The sequence below is a fragment of the Pseudoalteromonas sp. AS84 genome (assembly GCF_038900255.1).
Classification (GTDB): domain Bacteria; phylum Pseudomonadota; class Gammaproteobacteria; order Enterobacterales; family Alteromonadaceae; genus Pseudoalteromonas.
Genome location: NZ_JBBMQY010000023.1, coordinates 35,281 through 59,208, shown reverse-complemented (window position 1 = coordinate 59,208; position 23,928 = coordinate 35,281). Strand labels below are relative to the sequence as shown.

The window sequence follows — 23,928 nt, the reverse complement described above, 5'->3', positions numbered from 1 at the left end:
CCGTCTCAGTGGGGTCGCATTATAGGGAGATTCGAGCGGGGGTCAATGTTTTATTTCAGCTTTTTGACAATTAAATGCATTTAGTATGAAAGCTATACAAATAAAGGGCTGCAGGATACTTTTAGTTTAAAAAACACCCACAACTTATGTATCAATTGATGATGTATTAGTAAGGTTTAAACTAAGCTGTATGTTAAACAAACAACACACAGCTTTATTTAAAATTAAAGATTTATTTAGATGCTATTTCCCATACGGCAATAGAGCCTGATATTTCATTTCCAACGATTAAGAGTGGGTTTCCAGTGGCACTTTGCTCTGCTGAAACGAATACCATTCCTTCAGGTGCTAAGTCGCCTGTAATATTCGCTCCTTTAATTAAGCCTCTATTATAGAAGTAATCTTCAAATTGCACATTGTATGGATTAGTAATGTCGTAAGCCATAATACCTCCCATACGTTCTAAACCAATAAAAGCAAATGTACGATCGTCAATTTTACCAATAGCCAGCGCTTCAGGCTCTGCGCCTTTATCATCTGAACGTGAGTCTCCATTGTTTTCATCTTCATTATTGTTAAATGATTCACCATGCACAGATGCTGTTATACGTGCTATATCGTCACCTGAATCAAAAACCACCAGCCCATTGCTATCCCAAATAGTAAAAGAACGTGCGCCATAGCCGTAAAGCGATTCGTATTGTCCGTCGTTATTGGTATCACCTTTTATTGTTGTTACTTTTAAGCGACCAATATCATCATCGTCGTTATTTAAGTAATCAAAATTAGCAGCAAGAGTTAAGTCTTCAACGCGGCTTTCATCTATATAAGCTAAGCAGCCATCATCTTCATCGTAATCAAGTCCGCCCTTTGCTATACAGTCTGCTTCATCCGTTGTATCAAAAAAGTATTCTCTTGCGTCACCTTCGTTGGCAGTGACTATAAAGTTAGCGCCTTTCCAACTAAAGCTTGAGATAGTATCGGGCTGGTACATACCATAGAGCCCTGGGTATGATTTAAAATTAACGCCGCCATCTTTATCTGAGGCATCAAGTTGTAAGCTTGACCAATCTTTAAAGCCTAAACCCTTTAGCTCAAGACTGTTGTCTTGTAGGTTAACTATTGCAAGTGCATTGTTTTCTTGAATAGATACATAAGCATATTTGTTATCTTTAGAAATGCTAACGTACTCGGGCTCTAAATCCATAGCTACTGTGGTATTTATTAGATTACCGTTAATAGTACGACCATTTGGGTTTGCAAAAACTACCCCTTGCGCTTCTAGTTCGGTTTGTTTGTTGTTATAGGCTTTAAAATCAATATTTATTGCTGTATCGGCTATTACATTATTTGTTATATCGATAATACTAATAGAACCTTCAGGATCTACGCTGTAGTCGCCACTTGGTTCACCTTCGTTAGCAACCACTGCCTTTGCGCCATCGTGGGTGAACGTCACCATGTCTGGTAAAAATCCGACTGTAATATTTTTAATAAAGACAGGTGATTCGCCGCTTATATCGTAAAAAGCAATTTGACCTTCATCACCCGTGCTTTCAGCAGCCATTGCAACCGCTAGTAAATTATTGTTTTCATCAATAGCAATGCTGTTTGCATCGCCTTGGGTGTTGTCGTTTAAAGGTAGCGTAATGACCGAGGTTAAGTTAGTGGCGCTTATAACCCCTTCGTTATCTTTAACGAGTGCGGCACTATCAAAGGTGTCGACGGGTAAAATATTAACAACAGCGTCATCACCTGAACTGTTAATAGCGTAAATCCATTTTTTAGATGCTTGATATGCAACTATTTCAGCTGCACCTTCTGGGCTTTGTGCATTTAATACACCTCTACCCACAAGGTTAATATTTAATGCTGAATTGGCATTTATACCATTTAACCCATTAGTTCCAGGTGTGCCCTGTTCTCCCTGTAATCCTTGAGAGCCGCTTTGACCATCGTCACCATCAAGTGAGCAACCAGTAAGAACAGATACAAGTGACAGCGCGATAATTGATTTTTTAAACATGTGATTTTCCTTAGTATTGTATTTGCTAAATATCAACACACCGGCATGACAAGATTATGGCAATTTTAATACAGCCTCTTAGCCTAAGTGATTAGCTTATACGCTAGCGGAGTTATTAAAATTAAAGCGGCCGTATAGCCAATCGTTTTTACAGTCGAGGAATACTCTCGTTTAATTGCAACCCCTAGCAAAGGTCTAAATACATCAATACGTGTAATACCCCATGCAATAACACCGCAAAAAGACCAAGTCCCTGTAATAATGATGAATGGCTCAACAACAGCCCCTAAACTTAAAGGTTGCAGTAAAAAACACAAAATAATCAATATGCTTTGATGCAATAAATAAAAGGGAAACACCCATGTATTGAGTTGCTTTAAATAGTAGATATTAAAATTTAAAAATCGGTGAGCGAGCGCAAGTACAAAAAATACACCTACAACACGTTGAATATTGTAGCTACCGCTTAAAATAAAATAAGGAAGAGTAAACACCTTCTGATAACTTAATATTATAAGTACAAACAAAACCGCAAAACTCAAAGCCAGTAATACCAAGTTTTTATTTAAGCAGTTCCAAAAATAAGTGTTTTTAGCAAGTATGTATCCTGCGAGTAGCAGTATTAAGCCGTTAGTTTCTCTGATTGAATCGCCAGTTAAGTAATGGCTTGTAAATAGTGTGGCAATAATAAGTAAGGTAATTAAAAACCCAAATGATATCCCCCCTTTAACAAAGGCTTTTAAAGGCGCAATAAAGGGCAAGCGTGCAAAAAGAGTTAAAACAATAATGATCAGCATAAATTGCCACAACGAGCGCAAATACCATAAGTGATTTACATCCACATTCGGCCACACACCAGACTGATAATTAATAAAAAGCGTATTGTTAGTCTCTATAAAAGCTAAATAAAATTGCCAATAGCTAATATCAATAACACCTTGCTGTGACATTTCTGCAAACAGCTGTAAAGGCACGATTAACCATAACCCCACCAGCAAGGGTAATAGTAAAAAAATAGAGCGGTATAAGGTGAAATGTAACCAAGACTTAAAGCTGCGTACTTTATCAATCATAAAACGCAGTGCTACGCCCGATATAAACCAAATGAGCAACATGCGCCAAGGTGAAAACACCAACATTAAATATTCAACATACTGTGATGTATAATTACTTTTAAAATGAAATCCCCAGTTTTCGCTATACAACATACCAATGTGATAAAAAATTAGCGACGCAAATGCGATTACCCTAAGCCAGTCAAGATAATATTTACGCGAATTAATTAATGAAGGTTGTTGTACTTGAGTGCTCATGCTTTTACTACTTTATGTATGTTATGCGTTATTCATACCTAAAGCTCTCGCTAAAACTATCTATAAGTGCTTATATTACAAGCAATAGTGATAAAAGGTGGTATACAGGGATAAGCGTGCCACATCAGCAATAAGCATACATTTATGAACCTACAGCACTTTCAACGTTTTCAAAGCATTTACGCATCAGTATTACTGTGTGCTTACGTATTAATCAATAATACAGTAAACGCTACAACCCAAATAATGGAAGCCCAAAGAGAAGGAGCTTTAAAATTTTCTATGTGGGAACCATTTGTTTGGGAGTATTCCAGTGCCTTGAGTGCTTTGCTTATATTCCCTATTTTAATTTGGTTTTTAAGACACTTACCTTTTAATTGGCAAAATATCACTGCCTCTTTAGGTATGTACTTTGGTGTCTCTATTATATTTAGCGTGTTACACGTTGGTATTATGGTGGGGGTTCGTAAATTCATATATTTGTTGAATGATGGGTCTTACAACTTTGGACTTAGCTGGTTTGAGCTTATTTATGAATACCAGAAAGACGCTATAAGCTTTGTGTTTTTCATCGTACTTATCAAAGTATATCAATACGTGGTGCAGCAGTTACTAGGTGAAGCCTCTTCAATTGAAGAAAGTGAGCAACAAACAACATCGACCATAAACCGCTTATTAGTTAAAAAGCTCGGTAAGGAATTCATTATAAAAATAGAGGATGTTGATTGGCTTGAATCGTCGGGTAATTATGTAAACCTACATATAGGCTCACGCATATATCCGTTAAGGGCAACGCTTACAGCATTGAGCAAACAACTTGAAGTACAGGGGTTTTGTAGAATTCACCGCAGCCATGGCGTAAAACTCGATAAAGTTGAGTCCATTACACCACTCCCCAGTGGCGACAGTGAAATAAAACTAACAACAGGTAAAGTACTTAACTTATCTAGACGCTATAAAGAGCAATTTAAACTTCAGCTAAAATAAAAAGGCTACCTAAGTAGCCTCTATTGTTATTTTTTAACAGGTCGTTTCCAGCCAGTTAAATTACGCTGCTTAGAGCGTGCGATTGCTAGTTGATCATCTTCAACAGTACTGGTGATCACAGAGCCTGCACCAATTGTTGCAGTTGCACCTATATTTACAGGGGCAACGAGTGATGAATTAGAGCCAATAAAGGCATTATCGCCAATAATAGTTTTTGCTTTATTAACACCATCGTAGTTACAGGTAATAGTGCCTGCACCAATATTTACTTTTTCGCCAATTTCAGCATCACCTAAATAACTTAAGTGGTTGGCTTTAGAGCCTTTACCTAATCGGGTTTTTTTCATCTCTACAAAGTTACCAATGTGCGAGTCTTCTTCCATTACAGCGCCAGGGCGAAGGCGAGCATAAGGACCCAGCGTACATTTATCAGCAACTGTGGCATCTTCAATCAGTGTATTAGCTTTAATGACAACGTTATCGCCAATACTACAATTTTTAAGTACGCAGTTTGGACCTATTTGTACATTGTTACCAAGCGTGACCGTGCCTTCAAAAATAACGTTTATATCAATTAATACGTCTTCGCCTGTTTTAACATCGCCACGTACATCAATACGCGCCGGGTCGGCTAGGGTGGCACCATTTAACATTAACTCTTCTGCTTGCCATGCTTGATAAGCACGCTCTAAGCCTGCAAGTTGTACGCGGTTGTTTGCGCCTTCAACTTCCATTGCATGATCTGGCTGCGCTGAAGTGATCTCTACACCTTCACTGTGAGCCACAGCAACAATATCTGTAAGGTAGTATTCGCCTTGTGCATTGTTGTTAGATAGATTGCCTAACCATGTTTTTAAAAGCTTACCGTTAACCGCCATAATGCCGGTGTTTACTTCGCTAATAAGTAACTGCTCTGCACTTGCATCTTTTTGCTCAACAATACCAACAAGCTTGCCATTTTCACGCAGCATACGTCCGTAACCATTTGGGTTAACCAAATTAACTGTTAATACCGCTAAACCATTTTTAGGTGTTGCAGCTAATAAGCGCTCAAGCGTTGATTGCTTTGTAAGTGGTACATCGCCGTATAAAACAAGTACGGTGTCGTCGTCATTAATGTGTGGGTTAGCTTGAGCTACTGCGTGGCCAGTACCAAGTTGTTCTGCTTGGAGTACCCAATTTACATCGTTATCGGCAAGTTGTTGTTGTAATAGTTCGCCGCCGTGTCCGTAAACTAAGTTTGTAGTTGTTGCACCTAATGCCATCGCATTATCAATAACATGCTGCACCATTGGTTTACCTGCAACGTTGTGCAGAACTTTAGGTAGAGCAGAGCGCATACGAGTACCTTTACCCGCAGCAAGAATAACTGTTGTTAGAGCCATTAAAACAATTTCCTTTTTTCGTTGTTTTAGCTAAATAAGTTTTATGTTTGATCAGAAGATTACGTAAATCACTTCTTGTGCAAATACTCAGTAGGTTAGTTTATTAGTACTGAATCTTGACTGAAAAACACACTTAATTGAATGGCGTTATTGTAGCGAGGATTGGTTAAGGATATAAGTGTAAATGTGTAGATAACAATCTGATAAACCCATTATTTAGCATTTATAAAAAACGGCTATTAAATATCTAAATTATAGGCACAAAAAAGCCCACTCAAAGTGGGCTTTTTACAAACCGGATAGGCTTACTTATGACGTAATTGCTGAATTACGCGTAACTGAGCAACTGCTTCTGCCAGTCGCGTAGCCGCTTGCTGATAATCAAACTCAACAGCTGACGAATTCGCCATATGTTCTTCAGCTTCACGTTTAGCTTTTTGTACAGAATCTTCATCTAAATCTTCACCACGAACCGCAGTATCTGCAAGAATCGTGATGTGATTTGGTTGAACTTCTAATGTACCGCCAGCAACATATATCACATCTTCGTGACCAAATTGCTTAACTAAACGTACCATACCAGGTTTAAGGGCAGTTAGTAGTGGAGCATGGCCTAGGTTTACACCCAGCTCGCCTTCACTACCAGATACTTGAATCGATTCAACAAGACCAGAGAACAAACTCTGCTCAGCGCTTACTACGTCAAGATGTACAGTCATAGCTGTCATACTACCCTCCTAGTTACATGCCTTTGGCTTTTTCTTGAGCTTCTTCGATAGAGCCAACCATGTAGAACGCTTGCTCTGGAAGGTCATCAAACTCGCCGTTTAAAATGCCTTTAAAGCCAGCAATTGTATCTTTTAGTGATACGTATTTACCAGACGCGCCTGTAAACACCTCTGCCACGAAGAATGGCTGAGATAGGAAACGTTGGATTTTACGTGCACGAGATACAAGTTGCTTATCTTCGTCAGAAAGCTCGTCCATACCTAGGATTGCAATGATGTCTTTAAGTTCTTTATAACGCTGAAGAACTGTTTGAACGCCACGTGCAATACCATAGTGCTCTTCACCAATTACTTGTGGATCAAGCTGACGTGAAGATGAATCAAGTGGGTCTACCGCTGGGTAGATACCAAGCGATGCGATATCACGTGAAAGTACTACTGTTGCGTCTAAGTGAGCAAAGGTAGTTGCTGGAGATGGATCTGTTAAATCATCCGCAGGTACGTATACCGCTTGGATTGAAGTAATTGAACCCGTCTTAGTAGAAGCGATACGCTCTTGAAGTACACCCATTTCTTCAGCAAGTGTAGGCTGGTAACCTACCGCTGATGGCATACGACCAAGTAGTGCAGATACTTCTGTACCAGCAAGTGTATAACGGTAGATGTTATCTACGAAGAAAAGTACATCGCGACCTTCGTCACGGAACTTTTCAGCCATAGTAAGACCAGTTAACGCTACGCGTAAACGGTTACCTGGAGGCTCGTTCATCTGACCGTATACAAGCGATACTTTATCAAGTACGTTTGAATCGTTCATCTCATGGTAGAAATCGTTACCCTCACGTGTACGCTCACCAACACCTGCGAATACTGAGTAGCCGCTGTGCTCGATTGCGATGTTACGGATAAGTTCCATCATGTTTACGGTTTTACCAACACCGGCACCACCGAATAAACCAACTTTACCACCTTTAGCAAACGGACATACAAGGTCGATAACCTTGATACCTGTTTCTAAAAGTTCAACTGAACTTGATTGCTCTTCGTAAGAAGGCGCTGCACGGTGAATAGACATACGGTCTTCTTCGCCGATTGGACCCGCTTCATCGATTGGCTCACCAAGTACGTTCATGATACGACCAAGTGTTGCAGTACCAACTGGAACTTGAATCGATTCACCTGTATTCATAACTAAAGCACTACGACGTAAACCATCAGTAGTACCCATAGCGATAGTACGCACTACACCGCCACCTAGCTGTTGTTGGACTTCTAAAGTCAAACCAGCTAAATCGCCATCTGTAACTCTTAGTGCGTGGTATACCGCTGGCACGCTATCTTGTGGAAATTCAATATCCACAACGGCGCCGATAATTTGGACGACCTTACCTAAACTCATGTCTATTCCTCTCGTTAATCTTTACCCGAAGCATTAAACTGCTGCTGAGCCAGAACAAATCTCACTAATTTCTTGTGTGATTGCTGCTTGGCGAGCCTTGTTATAAACAAGCTGTAGCTCATCCATAAGGTCACCTGCGTTATCAGTTGCAGCTTTCATTGCAACCATACGAGCAGCTTGTTCAGAGGCAGCATTTTCTACTACACCTTGGTATGCTTGAGACTCAATAAAGCGTACTAACAAAGACTCTAAAATAGCCTCTGGGTTTGGCTCGTATAAGTAATCCCATGTGTGAGCAGATACTTCTTCTTCAGCTTTTGGCAAAGGGAGTAACTGATCTATAATTGGCTCTTGCTTCATGGTATTAACGAACTTGTTATATACCAAGAATAAACGGTCTATTTTGCCTTCAGAAAATGCATCAAGCATTATTTTTACAGGACCAATAACATCTTGTACTGAAGGTTTATCTCCTAGGCCCGCTTTTTTAGCGAGTAGTTGACCACCAAAACGTTGGAAGAAACCAGCTGCTTTACTACCTAAAGTAGCAAACTCAGCATCAACACCTTTTTCTTTCCACGCTTTAACATCAAGTGCAACTTTCTTAAACTCGTTTGAGTTTAGACCGCCACACAGACCACGGTCTGTAGAGATAACAATATAACCAACTCGTTTTACTTCACGATCTTTTAAGAACGGGTGAGTAAAATCAAGATTTGCTTGAGCAACACGACCAATTACTTCACGTAATTTGTCAGCGTATGGACGGCTTGAAGCAACGCGTTCTTGCGCCCTTTTCATTTTAGACGCAGCAACCATTTCCATTGCGCTAGTGATCTTTTGAGTATTTTTAATACTCCCGATCTTGCTTTTAATCTCTTTTCCGCTGGCCATGACTCTCTCTCCGAATCAAGGTGTGCTTTAGTTTCCTAAAGCGCACCATTAATAACTAAATTACCAAGTTTGCGTAGACTTGAACTTCGTTAGAAGTTCTTTAAGCTGCGCTTCGATCTCGGCATTTAAGTTACCAGTTTCATTGATTTGAGCCACAAGCTCTGCGTATGTGCTACTTGCATAAGAAAGTAAAGCAGCTTCAAAGTCACCGATTTTCGAGATTTCGATGTCTTGAAGGAAGCCTTTTTCAGCAGCAAATAACGACAAAGACATATCAGCAACAGACATTGGCGCGTACTGTTTCTGCTTCATTAGCTCTGTTACACGCTCACCATGCTCAAGTTGAGCACGAGTTGCATCATCAAGGTCAGACGCGAACTGCGAGAACGCAGCTAATTCACGGTACTGAGCTAGGGCTAGACGGATACCGCCACCTAGTTTCTTAACGATTTTAGTTTGTGCAGCACCACCAACACGCGATACCGAAATACCAGCATTTACTGCCGGACGGATACCTGAGTTGAATAAGTCAGTTTCTAAGAAGATCTGACCATCGGTGATAGAGATAACGTTAGTCGGTACGAACGCAGAAACGTCGCCGCCTTGAGTTTCAATGATTGGCAATGCCGTCAATGAACCAGTTTTACCTTTCACTTCACCATTGGTGAACTTTTCAACGTAATCTGCGTTTACACGCGATGCACGCTCTAAAAGACGAGAGTGAAGGTAGAATACGTCACCTGGGTATGCTTCACGGCCTGGTGGACGCTTTAGTAGTAATGAAATTTGACGGTAAGCAACTGCTTGCTTAGACAAATCATCATATACGATTAATGCGTTTTCACCACGGTCACGGAAGTATTCACCCATAGTACAGCCCGCGAACGGTGCTAAGTACTGAAGTGCCGCAGATTCAGAAGCAGATGCAACAACTACGATAGTATTTGCTAGTGCACCATGCTCTTCTAATTTACGAACTACGTTTGCAATAGTAGACGCTTTTTGACCAATCGCAACGTACACACACTTAACGCCTGTGTCTTTTTGATTGATGATTGCATCGATTGCTAGTGCAGTTTTACCTGTTTGGCGGTCACCAATGATAAGCTCACGTTGACCACGACCAACTGGAATCATCGCATCAATAGATTTATAACCAGTTTGAACTGGCTCATCTACAGATTTACGCTCGATTACACCTGGTGCGATTTTTTCTACAGGTTCAAACCCGTCGTTATCTAGAGCGCCTTTACCATCGATTGGAGCACCTAGTGTGTTTACAACACGACCAAGTAGACCAGGACCAACAGGAACTTCTAAAATACGACCAGTAGTATATACTTTTACGCCTTCAGTAAGGTCAGCGTACGGACCCATTACTACTGCACCAATTGAGTCGCGCTCAAGGTTTAGTGCGATAGCATAACGGCTGCCAGGAAGCTCAATCATTTCACCTTGCATACAGTCAGCAAGACCGTGGATGCGGATGATACCGTCAGTAACAGATACAATAGTACCTTCGTTACGAGCTTCACTTACAACTTCGAACTTCTCAATACGTTGTTTGATCAGATCTGAAATTTCAGTGGAATTAAGTTGCATGCTCTTTTTCCCAATTACGATTGTAGTGTTGTAGCTAAGCGGCTTAATTTACCGCGAATAGTACCGTCGATTACAGTGTCGCCAGACCTAATAATAAGTCCGCCAACCACTGACGCGTCTTCACTACAATTCAGCTTAACTTTGCGTGCGAAACGTTTTTCAAGTGCCGCTACCAATGACTCTTGCTGCGCAGCAACAAGAGGAGTTGCAGAAATCACATCTACTTCGATTTCTTTATCGTATTCTGCTTTAAAATCAGCAAATAACTGTGCAACTTCAGGTAGAGCTATCAAACGTCCATTTTCAGCCATCACCTTAACTAGGTTCTGACCTTGTTCGTTGAGCTGCTCAGCACAAAGTTGAATAAATAATTCAGCTTGTGCAGTAGCTGTAGGCATACTCGCTAAAACAGATGATGCTTGCTCATTGCTGGCTACGTGGCCAGCAAAGAACAACATATCGTTCCAGCTTTCAAGAGTGCCTTTCTCAACGGCAAGTTCAAAAGCCGCTTTAGCGTATGGGCGAGCGATAGTAGTCAAATTAGACATGCTCATACCCTCCTAATTACAGCTCAGCGACAAGTTTTTCAACGATGTCACTATGTGCGGCTTGATTAATTTCACGCTCTAAAATACGTTCTGCACCAATCACTGCCAGCGTTGCTACTTGCTTACGTAGCTCTTCTGTTATGCGATTACGTTCAGACTCAACTTCAGAGTGCCCTTGAGCAATGATACTTTCACGCTCTTGCTGACCACGAAGTGTTTCTTCGTCAACAATTAGCACTGCACGCTTTTTAGCTTGATCAATGATATCAGCCGCTTGAGCTTTTGCATCTTTAAGCTGTTCAGCAGCTTTCTTTTGCGCAAGTTCTAAGTCTTTTTCGGCTCTATCAGAGGCAGCTAAACCATCTTCGATTTTTTTCTGGCGAGCTTCAATTGCACCGTTTAGTGGTGGCCATACGTATTTCATACAAAATAATACGAACACCGTAAACGCAATCAATTCACCGATAAGAGTGGCGTTTAAATTCACAACCGCTCCTCCTTAAATAGTAAGCTGTTCAAAAAATAAAATTAAAGTACGAACAACAATACCATAGCGATACCAACACCAATCATTGCTACAGCATCGATTAGACCAGCAAGAATAAACATCTTAACTTGTAGCGAAGGTGCAAGCTCAGGTTGACGCGCACATGCTTCAAGGAATTTACCGCCCATGTTACCAAAACCGATTGCTGTGCCGATTGCACCAAAACCGATTAGTAAAGCTACTGCGATGTATTTTAAGCCTGTTAATAATTCTAAAGCTTCCATTTATTTCTCCAAAGTTTCAATTGTAAAGTTAAAAGTAAAAGTAAAATTGTAAATCTAAAAATTAGTGATTATCTGAACTTGCCATGCTTAGGTATACAATCGTAAGCATCATGAATAAGAATGCTTGTAATGTAATAACTAGAATATGGAATACAGCCCAAACAAAGTGCAACGGTAGTTGCATAAAACCGATAGCGCCGATCAAGATGAAAATCAACTCGCCAGCATATAAGTTACCAAACAAACGTAGTGCTAATGAAAACGGTTTAGAAACGAGTGCAATCAGTTCAAGTAATAAGTTAAATGGTATCAAAATAATTTGAACAAACATGTTATTTGAGCTGAACGGATGAAGCGTTAACTCTTTAATAAACCCGCCAATACCTTTTATTTTGATTGAAAAACCAACCATTAGTATAAATACACCCAGCGCTAGCGCTGAAGTCATATTAATGTCAGTCGTTGGTACAATTTTCATGTACACATCGTGTGAATCCATGCCAAATGCAGTCTCACCAACGAAACCTGCAAATGCTGGAAGGAAATCAACTGGTATTAAATCCATTAAGTTCATTAAGAACACCCAAACGAAAATCGTTAAGGCTAATGGTGCAATAAGTTTGCTTTTACCATGGAAAGTATCGCGTACGTTGTCACCAACAAATTCTACGATTATTTCAATAAAACACTGAAATTTTCCAGGTACACCTAGTGTTGATTTTTTAGCGGCACTACGAAAGATCCATAAAAATATAAGACCTAAACCGATAGACCATGCAAGGGTATCTATATGCCATGTCCAGAATCCACTGTCCGTACATGCTTTATTGAAGGCGAGACCTGTATCGGTCGAACACATCTTAGCATTGGTCAAATGGTGCTGGATATGGCCAGATAGAGTAACTTCTTCTGCTGCCATGTTATATCCCAAAAGTTAATGTTTAAAAAAAACGGGTGCGAACAATCCAGTAAAGAGCGCCAGTATATAAGTACTAAAAAAGGGTAATAAAATTACCGGAAAATGCTTCAGTACTAGCGCAAACAATACAATTGTTAGCATAAACTTTAATCCGTTGCCGCGTTTCAACGAGGCATACGCTTGATTTGCTCGACTTGCACCCATATATCTGAATGCATAGAGTGCAAATACAAAGTGCGGAAGTACTGCTACAGCTCCACCAGCGAGTGATGAAAACGCGGCATTGACTCCCGAACTAAAAAAAATAATTACAGCAGCAACTAATGCTACAACACCCTGAAGGCAAATTAACTTTAATACGGCAAGTCGATATGGACTCGCTAACTTATCAGTCACGTTTAGTTAACCTTTATTGCGTTCTAATTGTTAGGGTGTGAAAACTGGCGAAATTATACTTAATCCTGCCAGTTTTGCAACTTGAGTAGATGCTTTGTAACACGAAATAGCTACAAATGTCCCTTTTTAGACATGTAGAAAACTAATGGTGGGTATTGTCGTGATTGATACGATTTAAAATGCCGTCAAGTTCATCTAGGTTAGTATACGAAATAACCAGTTTACCTTTGCCTTTTTTATTGTAGTTAATCTCTACTTTAGCACCTAGGTTTTCAGCGAGTTGTTGTTCTAACTGCTTAACATCTGGATCTTTTTCGCTTACTTCTTTGGCAGGTATAGGTTCTAAAATTGAACGTACGAGCTTTTCAGTTTCTCGAACTGTTAATGCTTTAGCGACAGCTAAACGAGCAGCATCTGACTGCGCTTCACCTTCAAGAGCCAAAAGACAACGAGCATGGCCCATTTCAATATCGCCATGCTCTAACAGAATTTTTACATCGCTATTTAGATTATTTAAACGAAGTAGGTTAGTTACTGTGGTACGTGATTTGCCCACCGCATCAGCTACTTGTTGATGTGTTAATTCAAATTCTATTAGTAAACGGTTAAGTGCAACTGCTTCTTCCATAGCATTTAAATCTTCACGCTGAATATTTTCTATCAGTGCAATCGCAACGGCAGCTTCATCAGGTACATCTTTAATAATACAAGGTACTGTTTCAAGCTTAGCTATTTGCGCTGCGCGCCAGCGACGTTCACCAGCAATAATTTCAAAGCTATTATGTGCAATAGGGCGCACAACAATAGGTTGAATAATACCTTGTGAGCGAATAGAACTAGCAAGCTCTTCTAGCGCCTCTTCAGACATGTCTTTACGAGGTTGGTATTTACCAGAGTGTAAAAACTCTATTGGAAGTTTTTGTAATTCACTGTTATTTGGCCCAGCTGCATTTTTTACAGCTTCAGTCACGTTTGATGTGTCTTGTTCCTTGCTTGCGCTCGGTGCAGGCTTTGACGAACTTAAAAGTGCATCGAGTCCTCGGCCTAAACCTCGTTTTTTAGCAGACATGTTATTTTTTTACCTCAAAGTTAGGCGACAACGGACGCTGTTTTTTCTTTTCTGCGTAACATTTCACCAGCGAGTGCTAAATAAGCTTTAGCGCCACTTGATGCCCGGTCATAGTACATAGCAGGAGTACCAAAACTAGGTGCTTCAGCTAAACGAACATTGCGCGGGATCACCGTACGGTATACTTTATCGCCAAAATGTTGTTTTAATTGTTCTGATACATCATTTGCCAAACGGTTACGCGGGTCGTACATAGTACGAAGTATGCCTTCAATTTGTAAGCTAGGATTCACTAACTTAGCAAGCTGCGTAATCGTATCCATTAATGCAGTTAACCCTTCAAGTGCATAATACTCACACTGCATTGGCACTAAAATAGAATCAGCAGCAGCCATTGCATTAACAGTTAACATATTTAGAGAGGGTGGACAGTCGATAAAAATAAATTCGTACTGGTCCTGAATTTTTTCAAGTGCGTTACGTAAACGCACTTCACGGGCAAACAATTCCATCAATTTAACTTCTGCAGCGGTTACATCACCGTTTGCAGCAATCATATGGTATTCACCAGACGTTTCTTTGATTATAACGTCTTCTATAGGTTTATCTTCAATAAGTAAGTCGTAAATAGTTGGCACGTCGCCATACTTATCTACGCCACTACCCATAGTCGCATTACCTTGCGGATCGAGATCAATTAACAGCACTTTACGTTTCGTTGCAGCCATAGACGCAGCGAGGTTAACAGCGGTTGTAGTTTTACCCACTCCACCTTTTTGATTTGCTAATGCGATGACTTTTGCCACGGTGTCTCTGATCCCTAGTCTTTAGAAAGAATAATTAAATGTCGTTGTGCATCTAACTTAGGTACTTCTAATGCAATTTTTTGCTCAAACTTAACGCCTGCAGGCAGTGACTCTAGCTCTTCGCTAGGGAACACTCCTTTAAGTGCTATAAATTTACCCGAATGATCGATTAAGTGCGAACACCAGTCAACCATATCTTGTAATGAAGCAAATGCACGACTTAGTACGCCGTCTAATTTAACACTTGGTTGATATTCTTCAACTCTTGACTGAACCGGGGTTACATTATCAAGACCAAGCTCATGTTTAACATGCATTAAAAATCGTACACGTTTACCTAAGCTATCTAATAACACAAAATGTGTATTAGGTAATGCAATTGCTAATACGATACCCGGTAATCCAGGACCCGTTCCAACATCAATATAATGATGACCGGGTAAGTGAGGCGCAACAACTAAGCTATCCATAATATGCTTAATCATCATTTCTTCAGGTAAGCGTACTGAGGTTAAGTTATAAGCCTTATTCCACTTATTCAATAACTCGACGTAACGAACTAGCTGTTGCTGTTGTTTTTCTGTTAGCGCAATATCAGTTTGCGCTAACAATGTAGTTAATTGTTGCTGTAACACTATGTACCCTTACCGTTACGCGGATTTGCGTAATAAGCCTTGCTTCTTCAGATACACTAATAATAGCGAAATCGCCGCTGGGGTGATACCAGAAATACGCGATGCTTGACCAATAGTGTCAGGACGCGACTCAATAAGCTTGGCAACTACCTCATTTGACAAACCAGATACGGTTTTATAATCAAACTCTTTTGGTAAAATTGTTTGCTCATGACGAAGCTGTTTGTTGATCTCATCTTGTTGACGCGCAATGTAACCTGCGTACTTAGTATGGATCTCAACTTGTTCAAGTGCCGCTTTGTTTGTAAATTCAGATCCTAATCCTTCTATAGCCATAAGATCGTTATAACGAATCTCTGGGCGACGAAGTAATTCTTCTAAACTTGCTTCACGTGTAAGCGGTGTTTTCAGTAATGCATTTACTTGATCTACAACGGCGTGATCTTTATGAATCCACGTATCTTTAATGCGTTGCTTCTCTTTTTCGATGATTTCCATTTTTTCGTTAAATGCCTGCCAGCGTTCGTCATTTACTAAACCTAGCTCACGGCCTTTTTCAGTTAAACGAATATCAGCGTTATCTTCACGAAGTAATAAACGGTATTCGGCACGACTGGTAAACATGCGGTATGGTTCTTTTGTACCCAATGTTGCTAAGTCGTCGATTAATACACCCACGTAAGCTTCATCACGACGTGGTGTCCAAGAATCTTTGCCTTGCACTTTTAGTGCAGCATTCATGCCTGCAATTAAGCCTTGTGCACCTGCTTCTTCATAGCCAGTAGTACCATTAATTTGACCCGCAAAAAATAAACCTTCAATAAATTTAGTTTCTAAAGATTGTTTTAAATCACGTGGATCAAAGTAATCATATTCAATTGCGTAGCCAGGTCGACAAATATGTGCATTTTCAAAACCTGTAATCGATTGCACAATCTCAAGTTGTACATCAAACGGTAAACTAGTCGAAATACCATTTGGATATAATTCGTATGATGTTAAACCTTCAGGCTCAACAAATATTTGATGTTTATCTTTATCTGCAAAGCGAACAATTTTATCTTCAATTGAAGGGCAGTAGCGTGGACCAATACCTTCAATAACACCTGAGTACATAGGTGAGCGATGTAAGTTTTTGCGAATAACATCATGTGTTTTTTCGTTTGTGTAAGTTATGTAACACGATATCTGTTGTGGGTGATCAGATTGTTTACCCATAAACGAAAACACAGGTGTTGGTGTATCACCAGGCTGTGCTTCCATTTTTGTAAAATCAACAGTACGTGCATCAATACGTGGTGGTGTACCGGTTTTTAAACGATCAACTCTAAATGGATGTTCACGTAAGCGATCAGCTAAAGCGATTGAAGGGGGATCGCCTGCACGACCGCCTTTATAATTTTCTAAACCAATATGAATTAAGCCGCCTAAAAAAGTACCCACGGTTAAAACAACACTTGGTGCACTAAAACGTAAACCCATTTGAGTTACTACGCCAGTAACATGATCGTTTTCAACAATAAGATCATCACATGATTGTTGAAAAATCTTAAGGTTATCTTGGTTTTGTAATGTTGTTTGAATAGCCGCTTTGTACAAAGCGCGATCTGCTTGTGCTCGAGTAGCACGAACAGCAGGTCCTTTTGAAGAATTTAGTGTACGAAATTGGATCCCGCCTTTATCAATGGCCTGTGCCATTGCACCACCAAGCGCGTCGATCTCTTTTACCAAATGACCTTTGCCAATCCCACCAATTGCTGGGTTGCAAGACATTTGACCAAGGGTATCCATATTGTGAGTCAGTAGCAGGGTATTCATCCCCATGCGGGCAGCTGCTAATGCGGCTTCAGTGCCAGCATGTCCACCACCTACTACGATAACGTCAAAATTTTCGTGAAAAATCATTAATGGGATCCTACTTAAATCAAACCGGTAAACTTCAAAAGGGAGCGTATTCTACCTAGAAATTGGCAGAAGATAAATGATTAAACAAAGGGCAAGATCTAAGTATGTGATCTCTAATAATATAAAGGATCTTTTAAAGAGATCTTTTATTACTATTACTACTACTGATCGACTTTTCTGTTGATAAGGTTTAGATCTTCATTTAAAACATGAAATTAGATCAGATCTAAAGGTGTTAATATGATCGGATCATCCAGCAAATAAACTCTGATCAAAAAGGCACTTTATGCACAGGGTTGAATCAGTTGGATCTTATCCAATGGATAAGCATGCTTTAAAACGCAGTTTATTCAATCTTTATCCACAAAACCTATTAAATTATTAGTAAATTGTGGGTAACTTTATATATAACTTTTTACTTGATCTATCTATTTTATGCCTGTTTGAGTTATCCAAGAGTCTAACCATGTTAATGCAGTGTCTTCTGGTAGTGCTTCATCGAGAATATTAAGCTCTAAACGTTCAGCTACTTTTATAGCGCCTTTTTGAGTTAATAAGGCATCTATATTACGTCCTGCTAGGTTATAAGTATCATAACTAGTGTCGCCTAAAGCGATTACAGAATATTTTAATTCAGATAAATCATCTGCTTGAGCTACATCTTCAACAAAACTAATAAGATTTTCAGGGTAATCACCTGCACCATAAGTTGATGTGCAGATTAACCAAATGGTATTTTGCTGATCAATATCGCTAAATTCAGGTTGATCATGTAGTTGCGTAGTAATACCAAGGTTATTAAGCGCGTCGCTTAATTGCTCTGCAACATACTCGGCCGATCCCATTTGGCTGCCGACAATAAGATTTACTGAACTCATGAATATTAGTGATCACATTGGTTTTAATTACCGCCTATGATAACTGAGTGAGGATAACAGTAAAGTTAAGAGTGCTTTTTTGTATAACTATTTTTGCGGTAATTTTACACTCAATCAAAATTGTGTTTTTAAGTTATTGATAATGCTATGTTTAACAAATTATCTTTAAATGTAATCTTCTGATCAAGTTGTTGATAACAGTGGGGAAAGCTCTGCTTAAAGTGTTTTTTTAGGTTGTTTTATATTCGCTAAGTTATTGATATTACTTGTCAGTAAAAAATTAAATTGTAAATATCCCAATTAAAAATACTTGTTGATCATAATGTGGATATAAAGCCTGTTGATAACCTTAAATTTAGATCGAAAATAATTTTTAAGAATGATCTAATAAAGCAGATCTAATGAAATTAATTAAAAATAAGTTCATAAATAGATAAATTTCAATTGATCATGAGGTTTTTGCGGCTGATTTACCTAGTTTTGGTATTTATCTGAGTTGAAAATTAGGTATTGTGGATAAGTGATCTCGGTATTTTTAATTTTATGCGAATTTAGAGCTGCTATTTTTATTAATTTTGCTGGTGGAGTTAGCAGATCAAAAGTTTTGAATACTTAACAGTTGAGTTATTTTATTTAAAAATCACAGTGATTATCAAATTATAGATTGTCAAAAGTAAGCTTTTTAGAGTACTAATCAGTGTTTTTTAGCTATTTAATTGAGCGAATAACATCATTTTTGCGTGTATGAGATGTGTTTTAGTGCATTTTTGTGAGCTAAAGTAAGTATAAGAAAGCCATTTATAACTACTTTTTGTATGACATATAACGCTATTAAAGCGTGCGCTTGTTTGAAAATGTAACGATTTTAACCTAAATAATAGGTGTGATTTGTGCTATTAACTCCTCAATAAGCACTCTCATTATTGTCTACTCTATATAATCAGAGCTCTCTGGCACGTAATAAAGATAGTTTTGGATATGATTTTATTGGCAGTAATTTGCAGGCATCAGGGGTATAAATATATATTTTAAAATGAAATATTTTACATAAAAAAAGAGCACCTAAGTGCTCTTATAATAAAAATATATCTGTAATAGTGTGTTTATTTACCAATACAAAACGAGCTAAATATTTTGCCAAGTAAGTCGTCTGAGGTAAATTCACCGGTTATTTCGTTTAAATACTGCTGTGTTAAACGCAGTTCTTCAGCGAGTATTTCACCAGCAATGTGCATTTCTAACTGTGTTTTACCCGTTTCTAAATGATACGCAGCACTTTCTAGTGCATCTAAATGACGGCGACGGGCCATAAAGCCACCTTCTGTTGCGCCTTGAAAGCCTATACAAGCTTTTAAATGCTCGCGAACGAGTTCAATGCCGTCAGCATTTTTAGCACTTAAGCTAATGACCGGGTATTGTTGCTCTTGCTCCATTCCTACTATGTCGCCAGATAAATCAGCTTTATTTCTGATGACCGTAACCCCCATACCTTTTGGTAATTTTGCCATAAATTCAGGCCAAATTTTGTGCGGGTCAGTATCTATAGTATCAGTGCCATCAAGCATAAATAAAACGCGATCGGCTTGGTTTATTTCATCCCACGCACGCTCAATACCTATTTGCTCTACTCTGTCTGGGCTTTCGCGTAGGCCTGCTGTATCTATAATATGCAGTGGCATACCATCTATATGTATATGCTCTCGTAGTACGTCCCGAGTGGTACCGGCTATTTCTGTTACGATTGCGGCTTCACGACCGGCTAGAGCGTTAAGCAGGCTTGATTTACCCGCATTAGGGCGGCCTGCAATAACAACACGCATACCTTCGCGCATTATGCTGCCTTGCTTGGCTTGATTGGTTACAGTGTTAAGCTGAGTAATAATAGCGTCTAAGTCGCCTGACACTTTACCATCTGATAAAAAATCAATTTCTTCATCAGGAAAATCTATTGCCGCTTCTACATACATACGTAAGTGAATTACTTTTTCTACGAGTGTTTCTATGTGCTTAGAAAATTCACCTTGGAGAGACTGTAGGGCGCTTTTAGCGGCTTGCTCGCTAGTGGCATTAATTAAGTCGGCGATGGCTTCTGCTTGTGTTAAATCAAGCTTGTCATTCATAAATGCGCGTTCAGAAAACTCACCAGGCTTTGCTAAACGAACGCCCTCTATTTTACTAATTTCTTTAAGTAACATATCCAGCACTACAGGGCCGCCATGGCCTTGTAATTCAAGTACGTCTTCACCAGTGAATGAGTTTGGGCCTGCAAAGTAAATGGCAATACCTTGATCAAGTTGCTCGCCAGCAAGGCTTTTAAATGGCACATAATCGGCGTAGCGGACTTTAGGTATTTTACCTACTACTTTTTCGGCGACACTTTTAGCAAGGCTACCTGAAACGCGAATAATACCAACACCACCACGTCCAGGTGCTGTTGCTTGTGCTGCAATTGTATCTTGATTGATCATGCTATTAATTTACCAACGGTGAGTAACTTTATGCCCGTATTGTAACCTATCGATTTATTGGTAGCGAATAGCTGTGGTGAAAAACAGGCAATAAAAAAGGCGACCGAAGTCGCCTTTATATAAGTAATATACTCAAACCATCTTGATGTGGCTTGGGTATAGGCAATTAGCCTCTTACTTTAATTCCTTTCTTTTCCATGCCACGGTAGATGATTAACATCTGGACAATAGAAATAAGGTTAGACACTAACCAGTAAAGAACTAAACCAGATGGGAACCATAAGAAGAATACAGAGAAGATAACCGGCATAAAGGTCATCATTTTTTGCTGCATTGGATCAGTAACCGTCATAGGTTGTAGCTTTTGCGTCACAAACATACTCGCACCAAATAATATCGGTAATACGTAGTACGGGTCTTGTGCAGAAAGGTCAGTTAACCAAAAAATAAATTCAGCATGGCGAAGTTCAGTAGACTCTAAGAATACGTAGAACAAGGCTAAGAAAATTGGCATTTGTAGCAAAATAGGGAAACAGCCACCCATAGGGTTAACTTTTTCTTTTTTGTACATTTCCATAGTTGCTTGGCCGAACTTTTGACGGTCATCACCAAACTTTTCTTTAAGAGCTGCCATTTTAGGCTGTAGGGCACGCATTTTTGCCATTGAAGTGTATTGCGCTTTAGTTAGCGGGTACATTAACGATTTTACGATAATAGTGATGGCAATAATTGCTACACCCCAGTTACCTAAAATGCTGTGTAACCATTTTAGCAATACAAATAAAGGTTGCGAAATAAACCATAACCAACCGTAATCTACAGTTAAGTCTAGGTCTGGGTGAATCGCTTCAAGAATATCTGATTCTTTCGGGCCCATATAATAAGTAGCAGTTAGTGTTTGCTCACTACCTGCTTGAATATTAACAGCAGGGTCTTTAGCACCAATAATAGCGGCATTACTTTTCGTAATTAAGCTATAAATAGTATTTGATTGATCCTGCATTGGAACCCAAGCACTTACAAAGTAATGCTGTATAAATGCAACGTAGCCACCTTGTGTGCTTTTATTTAGGTTTTTATCAGCCATATCAGAAAAACTATACTTTTCGTAAGGTTCTTCATCAGTACCGTATGCAGCACCTAAATAGTTTTGATCAACCATGCTGCCTTTTTCTTGTACAGTACGCTTAATTTGCGTGTATAGCTGAACTTGAAGAGGTGTGCTGGTGGTGTTGTTAATTTTGTATTCTAAGCCTACGTCATACTGACCTTTTTTGAATACATACGTTTTAGTAAAACTAACACCATTACTATCAGTAAACTGAAGTGGAACGCGAAGCACATCACCCGTTAAGGTATATGACTTTTGTTCGGTACTATAAGTAGGGCGACCATTCGCTGATCCGTCAGGGCCATTTAAACCAATTAAGCCACTTTGTGAAAAGTATTGTCTACCTTCAATAAGTTCACCAAGGAGCATAAAAGGCGTTTCACTGCCTTTTGTCTCTTCGTATTGAAGAAGGTCTGTTTCAACAATGTCACCGCCTTTGGTGTCAATTTTAACTTTAAAAACGTCAGTTGTAATTTCAATAACTGAACGCTTAGCTAAAGTTGCTGAAGCAGGTAACTCTGAATCTGACGATGAAGGAATATAATCATCCGACTCTGGTGAATTTGCTTGTAGTGTTTGTGTTGTGGCACTTGGATCGACTTTAGGCTTGTTGTAATCATTATCCCATTCTTGGAACAATAAAAACGACACTAGCATTAGGCCAATTAATAAAAACGTGCGTTGCGATTCCATAACAGCTCTTATTTCTCGTGTTGGTGGTTAATATGGGTTAATTTTTCAGGAACGGGGTCGTCTCCGCCTGAATGTAAAGGATGGCATTTTAATATGCGTTTTAAAGCTAACCAACTACCTTTTATAAACCCATGCAAATTAATTGCTTGAATTGCATAACTAGAGCAGGTTGGATTAAAACGACAATGCGGACCTAACAGCGGGCTAATCCACTTTTGATAACCGCGGATAAATAACACTAAACAAAACTTCGGTAAAGCAACAAGTGGTTTAAGTAACCTCATGATGTTTATGCCCCTACTTAAGTTTAGTGAGATAGATATCATGTGTTTAAAGACTCAATTAGAAAATTTAAATGCATGATTAAAAGGTGAGCTAAAGATACATTAATTAACCCTGCAATTCTATTGCAATTAGGTTTGTTTATTAGATTTAGCTGATTTGTTTGGGCGTTTCTTAAAAGGTGGCGGTTTAGGTGCACCTGGTTTACAGCGTTCGTTAATTTTTCGCCATAATTTAGTAAGTTGTTTGGTTATTTCTTCATTAGACTGCTCATCAATACCATTTTTGACCATAAGCACAATATCAATATTATCGATGCTGTGTTGATTTAAACGAAAACTTTCGCGAGCGAGACGTTTAATACGGTTTCGTTGGCATGCCTTTTTTACACGTTTTTTAGCAACAGTAAGACCTAACCGAGGTTTTTCTTGGTCATTTGGTTTAGCTAATAGAGTAAAGAAAGGAGTTGCAGCCCGAGCGGGTTCATTAAATATGCGAGAGTAATGCGAGGGAGTTAACAGACGTAACTCCCTGCCAAAGCTAAAGTCTTCCACTTATAAATTAAGCAGAAAGAACTTTGCGGCCTTTAGCGCGGCGACGTGCTAATACTTTACGGCCATTTACAGTTGCCATGCGAGCACGGAAGCCGTGTGCACGTTTGCGTTTTAAAACGCTAGGTTGAAAAGTTCTTTTCATAACAATCTCATCCGATCGGTTAAAGTTAAAACATCCTATACAGGTCGCGATCCTGGCATAGGTGCCATTGCGAGCGCGAGATATTATAGAGTAAGTAATGTAAAGTCAATCATAATTACGTTAAGGGTATATAACCCACTTACTACTATATGAGAGATCATGTAAGGCGATCTGTTAGGATCATCATAAATAAGAAGTTTTCCACAGCCCTTGTATAAAAAGTGAATAAAAGCAGGGGAAAAGTAAATTGGATCGTAAATTTGGTTCGCGATCTTGGTGTTATTTTGTTATGATCTCCTCTCAGGATCTAAAATAAAAACTGTTTTAAATCAGCTTGTTAATGATTTTATACATCGATATCAACAATTTTATAAAAATCAATCTTTTACTTGTGGATAAAGTGTCTTCATAATACGC

General features: G+C 39.2%; 23 protein-coding genes. 1 reads left to right on the top strand and 22 read right to left on the bottom strand.

The features are described from left to right. Positions 1-232: 232 nt before the first annotated feature. Complete coding sequence (locus WNY79_RS18095; protein WP_342876537.1) at positions 233-2,026, bottom strand: choice-of-anchor I family protein; 1,794 nt, start codon at positions 2,024-2,026, stop codon at positions 233-235. 83 nt (positions 2,027-2,109) lie between these two features. Continuing rightward, positions 2,110-3,339 carry an acyltransferase family protein gene (locus WNY79_RS18090; RefSeq protein WP_170072863.1) on the bottom strand — a complete coding sequence of 410 codons (1,230 nt, stop codon included), beginning with the start codon at positions 3,337-3,339 and terminating at the stop codon, positions 2,110-2,112. A gap of 144 nt (positions 3,340-3,483) precedes the next feature. Here WNY79_RS18090 and WNY79_RS18085 point away from each other — a divergent pair, with 144 nt between their 5' ends. After that, entirely contained in the window at positions 3,484-4,326 is an 843-nt protein-coding gene (locus tag WNY79_RS18085) for a LytTR family DNA-binding domain-containing protein (RefSeq protein WP_342876536.1), read from the top strand. A 26-nt stretch (positions 4,327-4,352) separates the two neighbouring features. Here WNY79_RS18085 and glmU read toward each other — a convergent pair whose 3' ends face one another. From glmU to rpmH, 20 genes are all read right to left on the bottom strand, one after another. After that, the gene (glmU, locus tag WNY79_RS18080) at positions 4,353-5,711 is read right to left on the bottom strand and encodes a bifunctional UDP-N-acetylglucosamine diphosphorylase/glucosamine-1-phosphate N-acetyltransferase GlmU (RefSeq protein WP_342876535.1); all 1,359 of its coding nucleotides are present in this window, start codon (positions 5,709-5,711) and stop codon (positions 4,353-4,355) included. 305 nt (positions 5,712-6,016) lie between these two features. After that, entirely contained in the window at positions 6,017-6,439 is a 423-nt protein-coding gene (locus tag WNY79_RS18075) for a F0F1 ATP synthase subunit epsilon (protein ID WP_007377666.1), read from the bottom strand. Between the two features lie 13 nt (positions 6,440-6,452). Then, positions 6,453-7,838 carry a F0F1 ATP synthase subunit beta gene (gene atpD / locus WNY79_RS18070; RefSeq protein ID WP_024599969.1) on the bottom strand — a complete coding sequence of 462 codons (1,386 nt, stop codon included), beginning with the start codon at positions 7,836-7,838 and terminating at the stop codon, positions 6,453-6,455. A 33-nt stretch (positions 7,839-7,871) separates the two neighbouring features. After that, positions 7,872-8,732 carry a F0F1 ATP synthase subunit gamma gene (atpG, locus tag WNY79_RS18065; RefSeq protein WP_008172041.1) on the bottom strand — a complete coding sequence of 287 codons (861 nt, stop codon included), beginning with the start codon at positions 8,730-8,732 and terminating at the stop codon, positions 7,872-7,874. A 60-nt stretch (positions 8,733-8,792) separates the two neighbouring features. Beyond that, positions 8,793-10,334, bottom strand: coding sequence for a F0F1 ATP synthase subunit alpha (gene atpA / locus WNY79_RS18060; RefSeq protein WP_024599968.1), 1,542 nt, complete (start codon positions 10,332-10,334; stop codon positions 8,793-8,795). Between the two features lie 14 nt (positions 10,335-10,348). Then, positions 10,349-10,882: a F0F1 ATP synthase subunit delta gene (gene atpH, locus WNY79_RS18055; RefSeq protein WP_024599967.1), complete on the bottom strand. Its 534-nt coding sequence runs from the start codon at positions 10,880-10,882 to the stop codon at positions 10,349-10,351. A gap of 16 nt (positions 10,883-10,898) precedes the next feature. Continuing rightward, entirely contained in the window at positions 10,899-11,369 is a 471-nt protein-coding gene (gene atpF / locus WNY79_RS18050; protein WP_004335264.1) for a F0F1 ATP synthase subunit B, read from the bottom strand. A 41-nt stretch (positions 11,370-11,410) separates the two neighbouring features. Further along, positions 11,411-11,653, bottom strand: a complete 243-nt coding sequence (atpE, locus tag WNY79_RS18045; protein ID WP_007585980.1) for a F0F1 ATP synthase subunit C — start codon at positions 11,651-11,653, stop codon at positions 11,411-11,413. 61 nt (positions 11,654-11,714) lie between these two features. Continuing rightward, complete coding sequence (gene atpB / locus WNY79_RS18040; protein ID WP_004335244.1) at positions 11,715-12,572, bottom strand: F0F1 ATP synthase subunit A; 858 nt, start codon at positions 12,570-12,572, stop codon at positions 11,715-11,717. Positions 12,573-12,587: 15 nt separating this feature from the next. After that, positions 12,588-12,968: an ATP synthase subunit I gene (locus tag WNY79_RS18035; protein WP_024599965.1), complete on the bottom strand. Its 381-nt coding sequence runs from the start codon at positions 12,966-12,968 to the stop codon at positions 12,588-12,590. Positions 12,969-13,110: 142 nt separating this feature from the next. Next, on the bottom strand, positions 13,111-14,037 hold the full coding sequence (locus WNY79_RS18030; protein ID WP_342876534.1) for a ParB/RepB/Spo0J family partition protein: 927 nt from the start codon (positions 14,035-14,037) through the stop codon (positions 13,111-13,113). Between the two features lie 20 nt (positions 14,038-14,057). Beyond that, complete coding sequence (locus WNY79_RS18025) at positions 14,058-14,843, bottom strand: ParA family protein (RefSeq protein WP_004335235.1); 786 nt, start codon at positions 14,841-14,843, stop codon at positions 14,058-14,060. A gap of 14 nt (positions 14,844-14,857) precedes the next feature. Further along, positions 14,858-15,478, bottom strand: coding sequence for a 16S rRNA (guanine(527)-N(7))-methyltransferase RsmG (rsmG, locus tag WNY79_RS18020; protein WP_007377658.1), 621 nt, complete (start codon positions 15,476-15,478; stop codon positions 14,858-14,860). A 15-nt stretch (positions 15,479-15,493) separates the two neighbouring features. After that, positions 15,494-17,383: a tRNA uridine-5-carboxymethylaminomethyl(34) synthesis enzyme MnmG gene (gene mnmG / locus WNY79_RS18015; RefSeq protein ID WP_342876533.1), complete on the bottom strand. Its 1,890-nt coding sequence runs from the start codon at positions 17,381-17,383 to the stop codon at positions 15,494-15,496. 428 nt (positions 17,384-17,811) lie between these two features. Then, complete coding sequence (mioC, locus tag WNY79_RS18010) at positions 17,812-18,261, bottom strand: FMN-binding protein MioC (RefSeq protein ID WP_170072867.1); 450 nt, start codon at positions 18,259-18,261, stop codon at positions 17,812-17,814. A 1,103-nt stretch (positions 18,262-19,364) separates the two neighbouring features. Then, on the bottom strand, positions 19,365-20,729 hold the full coding sequence (gene mnmE, locus WNY79_RS18005) for a tRNA uridine-5-carboxymethylaminomethyl(34) synthesis GTPase MnmE (protein WP_342876532.1): 1,365 nt from the start codon (positions 20,727-20,729) through the stop codon (positions 19,365-19,367). A 166-nt stretch (positions 20,730-20,895) separates the two neighbouring features. Continuing rightward, positions 20,896-22,533 (bottom strand): membrane protein insertase YidC, encoded by a 1,638-nt coding sequence (yidC, locus tag WNY79_RS18000; protein WP_024599962.1) that lies wholly within the window; start codon positions 22,531-22,533, stop codon positions 20,896-20,898. A gap of 8 nt (positions 22,534-22,541) precedes the next feature. Beyond that, positions 22,542-22,817 carry a membrane protein insertion efficiency factor YidD gene (gene yidD, locus WNY79_RS17995; protein ID WP_024599961.1) on the bottom strand — a complete coding sequence of 92 codons (276 nt, stop codon included), beginning with the start codon at positions 22,815-22,817 and terminating at the stop codon, positions 22,542-22,544. A gap of 129 nt (positions 22,818-22,946) precedes the next feature. After that, on the bottom strand, positions 22,947-23,369 hold the full coding sequence (gene rnpA, locus WNY79_RS17990) for a ribonuclease P protein component (protein WP_007584204.1): 423 nt from the start codon (positions 23,367-23,369) through the stop codon (positions 22,947-22,949). A gap of 7 nt (positions 23,370-23,376) precedes the next feature. Next, positions 23,377-23,511, bottom strand: coding sequence for a 50S ribosomal protein L34 (rpmH, locus tag WNY79_RS17985; RefSeq protein ID WP_004335215.1), 135 nt, complete (start codon positions 23,509-23,511; stop codon positions 23,377-23,379). Between the last annotated feature and the right edge of the window lie 417 nt (positions 23,512-23,928).

Bases quoted from the DNA above. Each gene is read 5' to 3' on its own strand.
- WNY79_RS18095 (WP_342876537.1), bottom strand. From the start codon at position 2,026: ATGTTTAAAAAATCAATTATCGCGCTGTCACTTGTATCTGTTCTTACT.
- WNY79_RS18090 (WP_170072863.1), bottom strand. From the start codon at position 3,339: ATGAGCACTCAAGTACAACAACCTTCATTAATTAATTCGCGTAAATAT.
- WNY79_RS18085 (WP_342876536.1), top strand. From the start codon at position 3,484: ATGAACCTACAGCACTTTCAACGTTTTCAAAGCATTTACGCATCAGTA.
- glmU (WP_342876535.1), bottom strand. From the start codon at position 5,711: ATGGCTCTAACAACAGTTATTCTTGCTGCGGGTAAAGGTACTCGTATG.
- WNY79_RS18075 (WP_007377666.1), bottom strand. From the start codon at position 6,439: ATGACAGCTATGACTGTACATCTTGACGTAGTAAGCGCTGAGCAGAGT.
- atpD (WP_024599969.1), bottom strand. From the start codon at position 7,838: ATGAGTTTAGGTAAGGTCGTCCAAATTATCGGCGCCGTTGTGGATATT.
- atpG (WP_008172041.1), bottom strand. From the start codon at position 8,732: ATGGCCAGCGGAAAAGAGATTAAAAGCAAGATCGGGAGTATTAAAAAT.
- atpA (WP_024599968.1), bottom strand. From the start codon at position 10,334: ATGCAACTTAATTCCACTGAAATTTCAGATCTGATCAAACAACGTATT.
- atpH (WP_024599967.1), bottom strand. From the start codon at position 10,882: ATGTCTAATTTGACTACTATCGCTCGCCCATACGCTAAAGCGGCTTTT.
- atpE (WP_007585980.1), bottom strand. From the start codon at position 11,653: ATGGAAGCTTTAGAATTATTAACAGGCTTAAAATACATCGCAGTAGCT.
- atpB (WP_004335244.1), bottom strand. From the start codon at position 12,572: ATGGCAGCAGAAGAAGTTACTCTATCTGGCCATATCCAGCACCATTTG.
- WNY79_RS18030 (WP_342876534.1), bottom strand. From the start codon at position 14,037: ATGTCTGCTAAAAAACGAGGTTTAGGCCGAGGACTCGATGCACTTTTA.
- mnmG (WP_342876533.1), bottom strand. From the start codon at position 17,383: ATGATTTTTCACGAAAATTTTGACGTTATCGTAGTAGGTGGTGGACAT.
- mioC (WP_170072867.1), bottom strand. From the start codon at position 18,261: ATGAGTTCAGTAAATCTTATTGTCGGCAGCCAAATGGGATCGGCCGAG.
- mnmE (WP_342876532.1), bottom strand. From the start codon at position 20,729: ATGATCAATCAAGATACAATTGCAGCACAAGCAACAGCACCTGGACGT.
- yidC (WP_024599962.1), bottom strand. From the start codon at position 22,533: ATGGAATCGCAACGCACGTTTTTATTAATTGGCCTAATGCTAGTGTCG.
- yidD (WP_024599961.1), bottom strand. From the start codon at position 22,817: ATGAGGTTACTTAAACCACTTGTTGCTTTACCGAAGTTTTGTTTAGTG.
- rpmH (WP_004335215.1), bottom strand. From the start codon at position 23,511: ATGAAAAGAACTTTTCAACCTAGCGTTTTAAAACGCAAACGTGCACAC.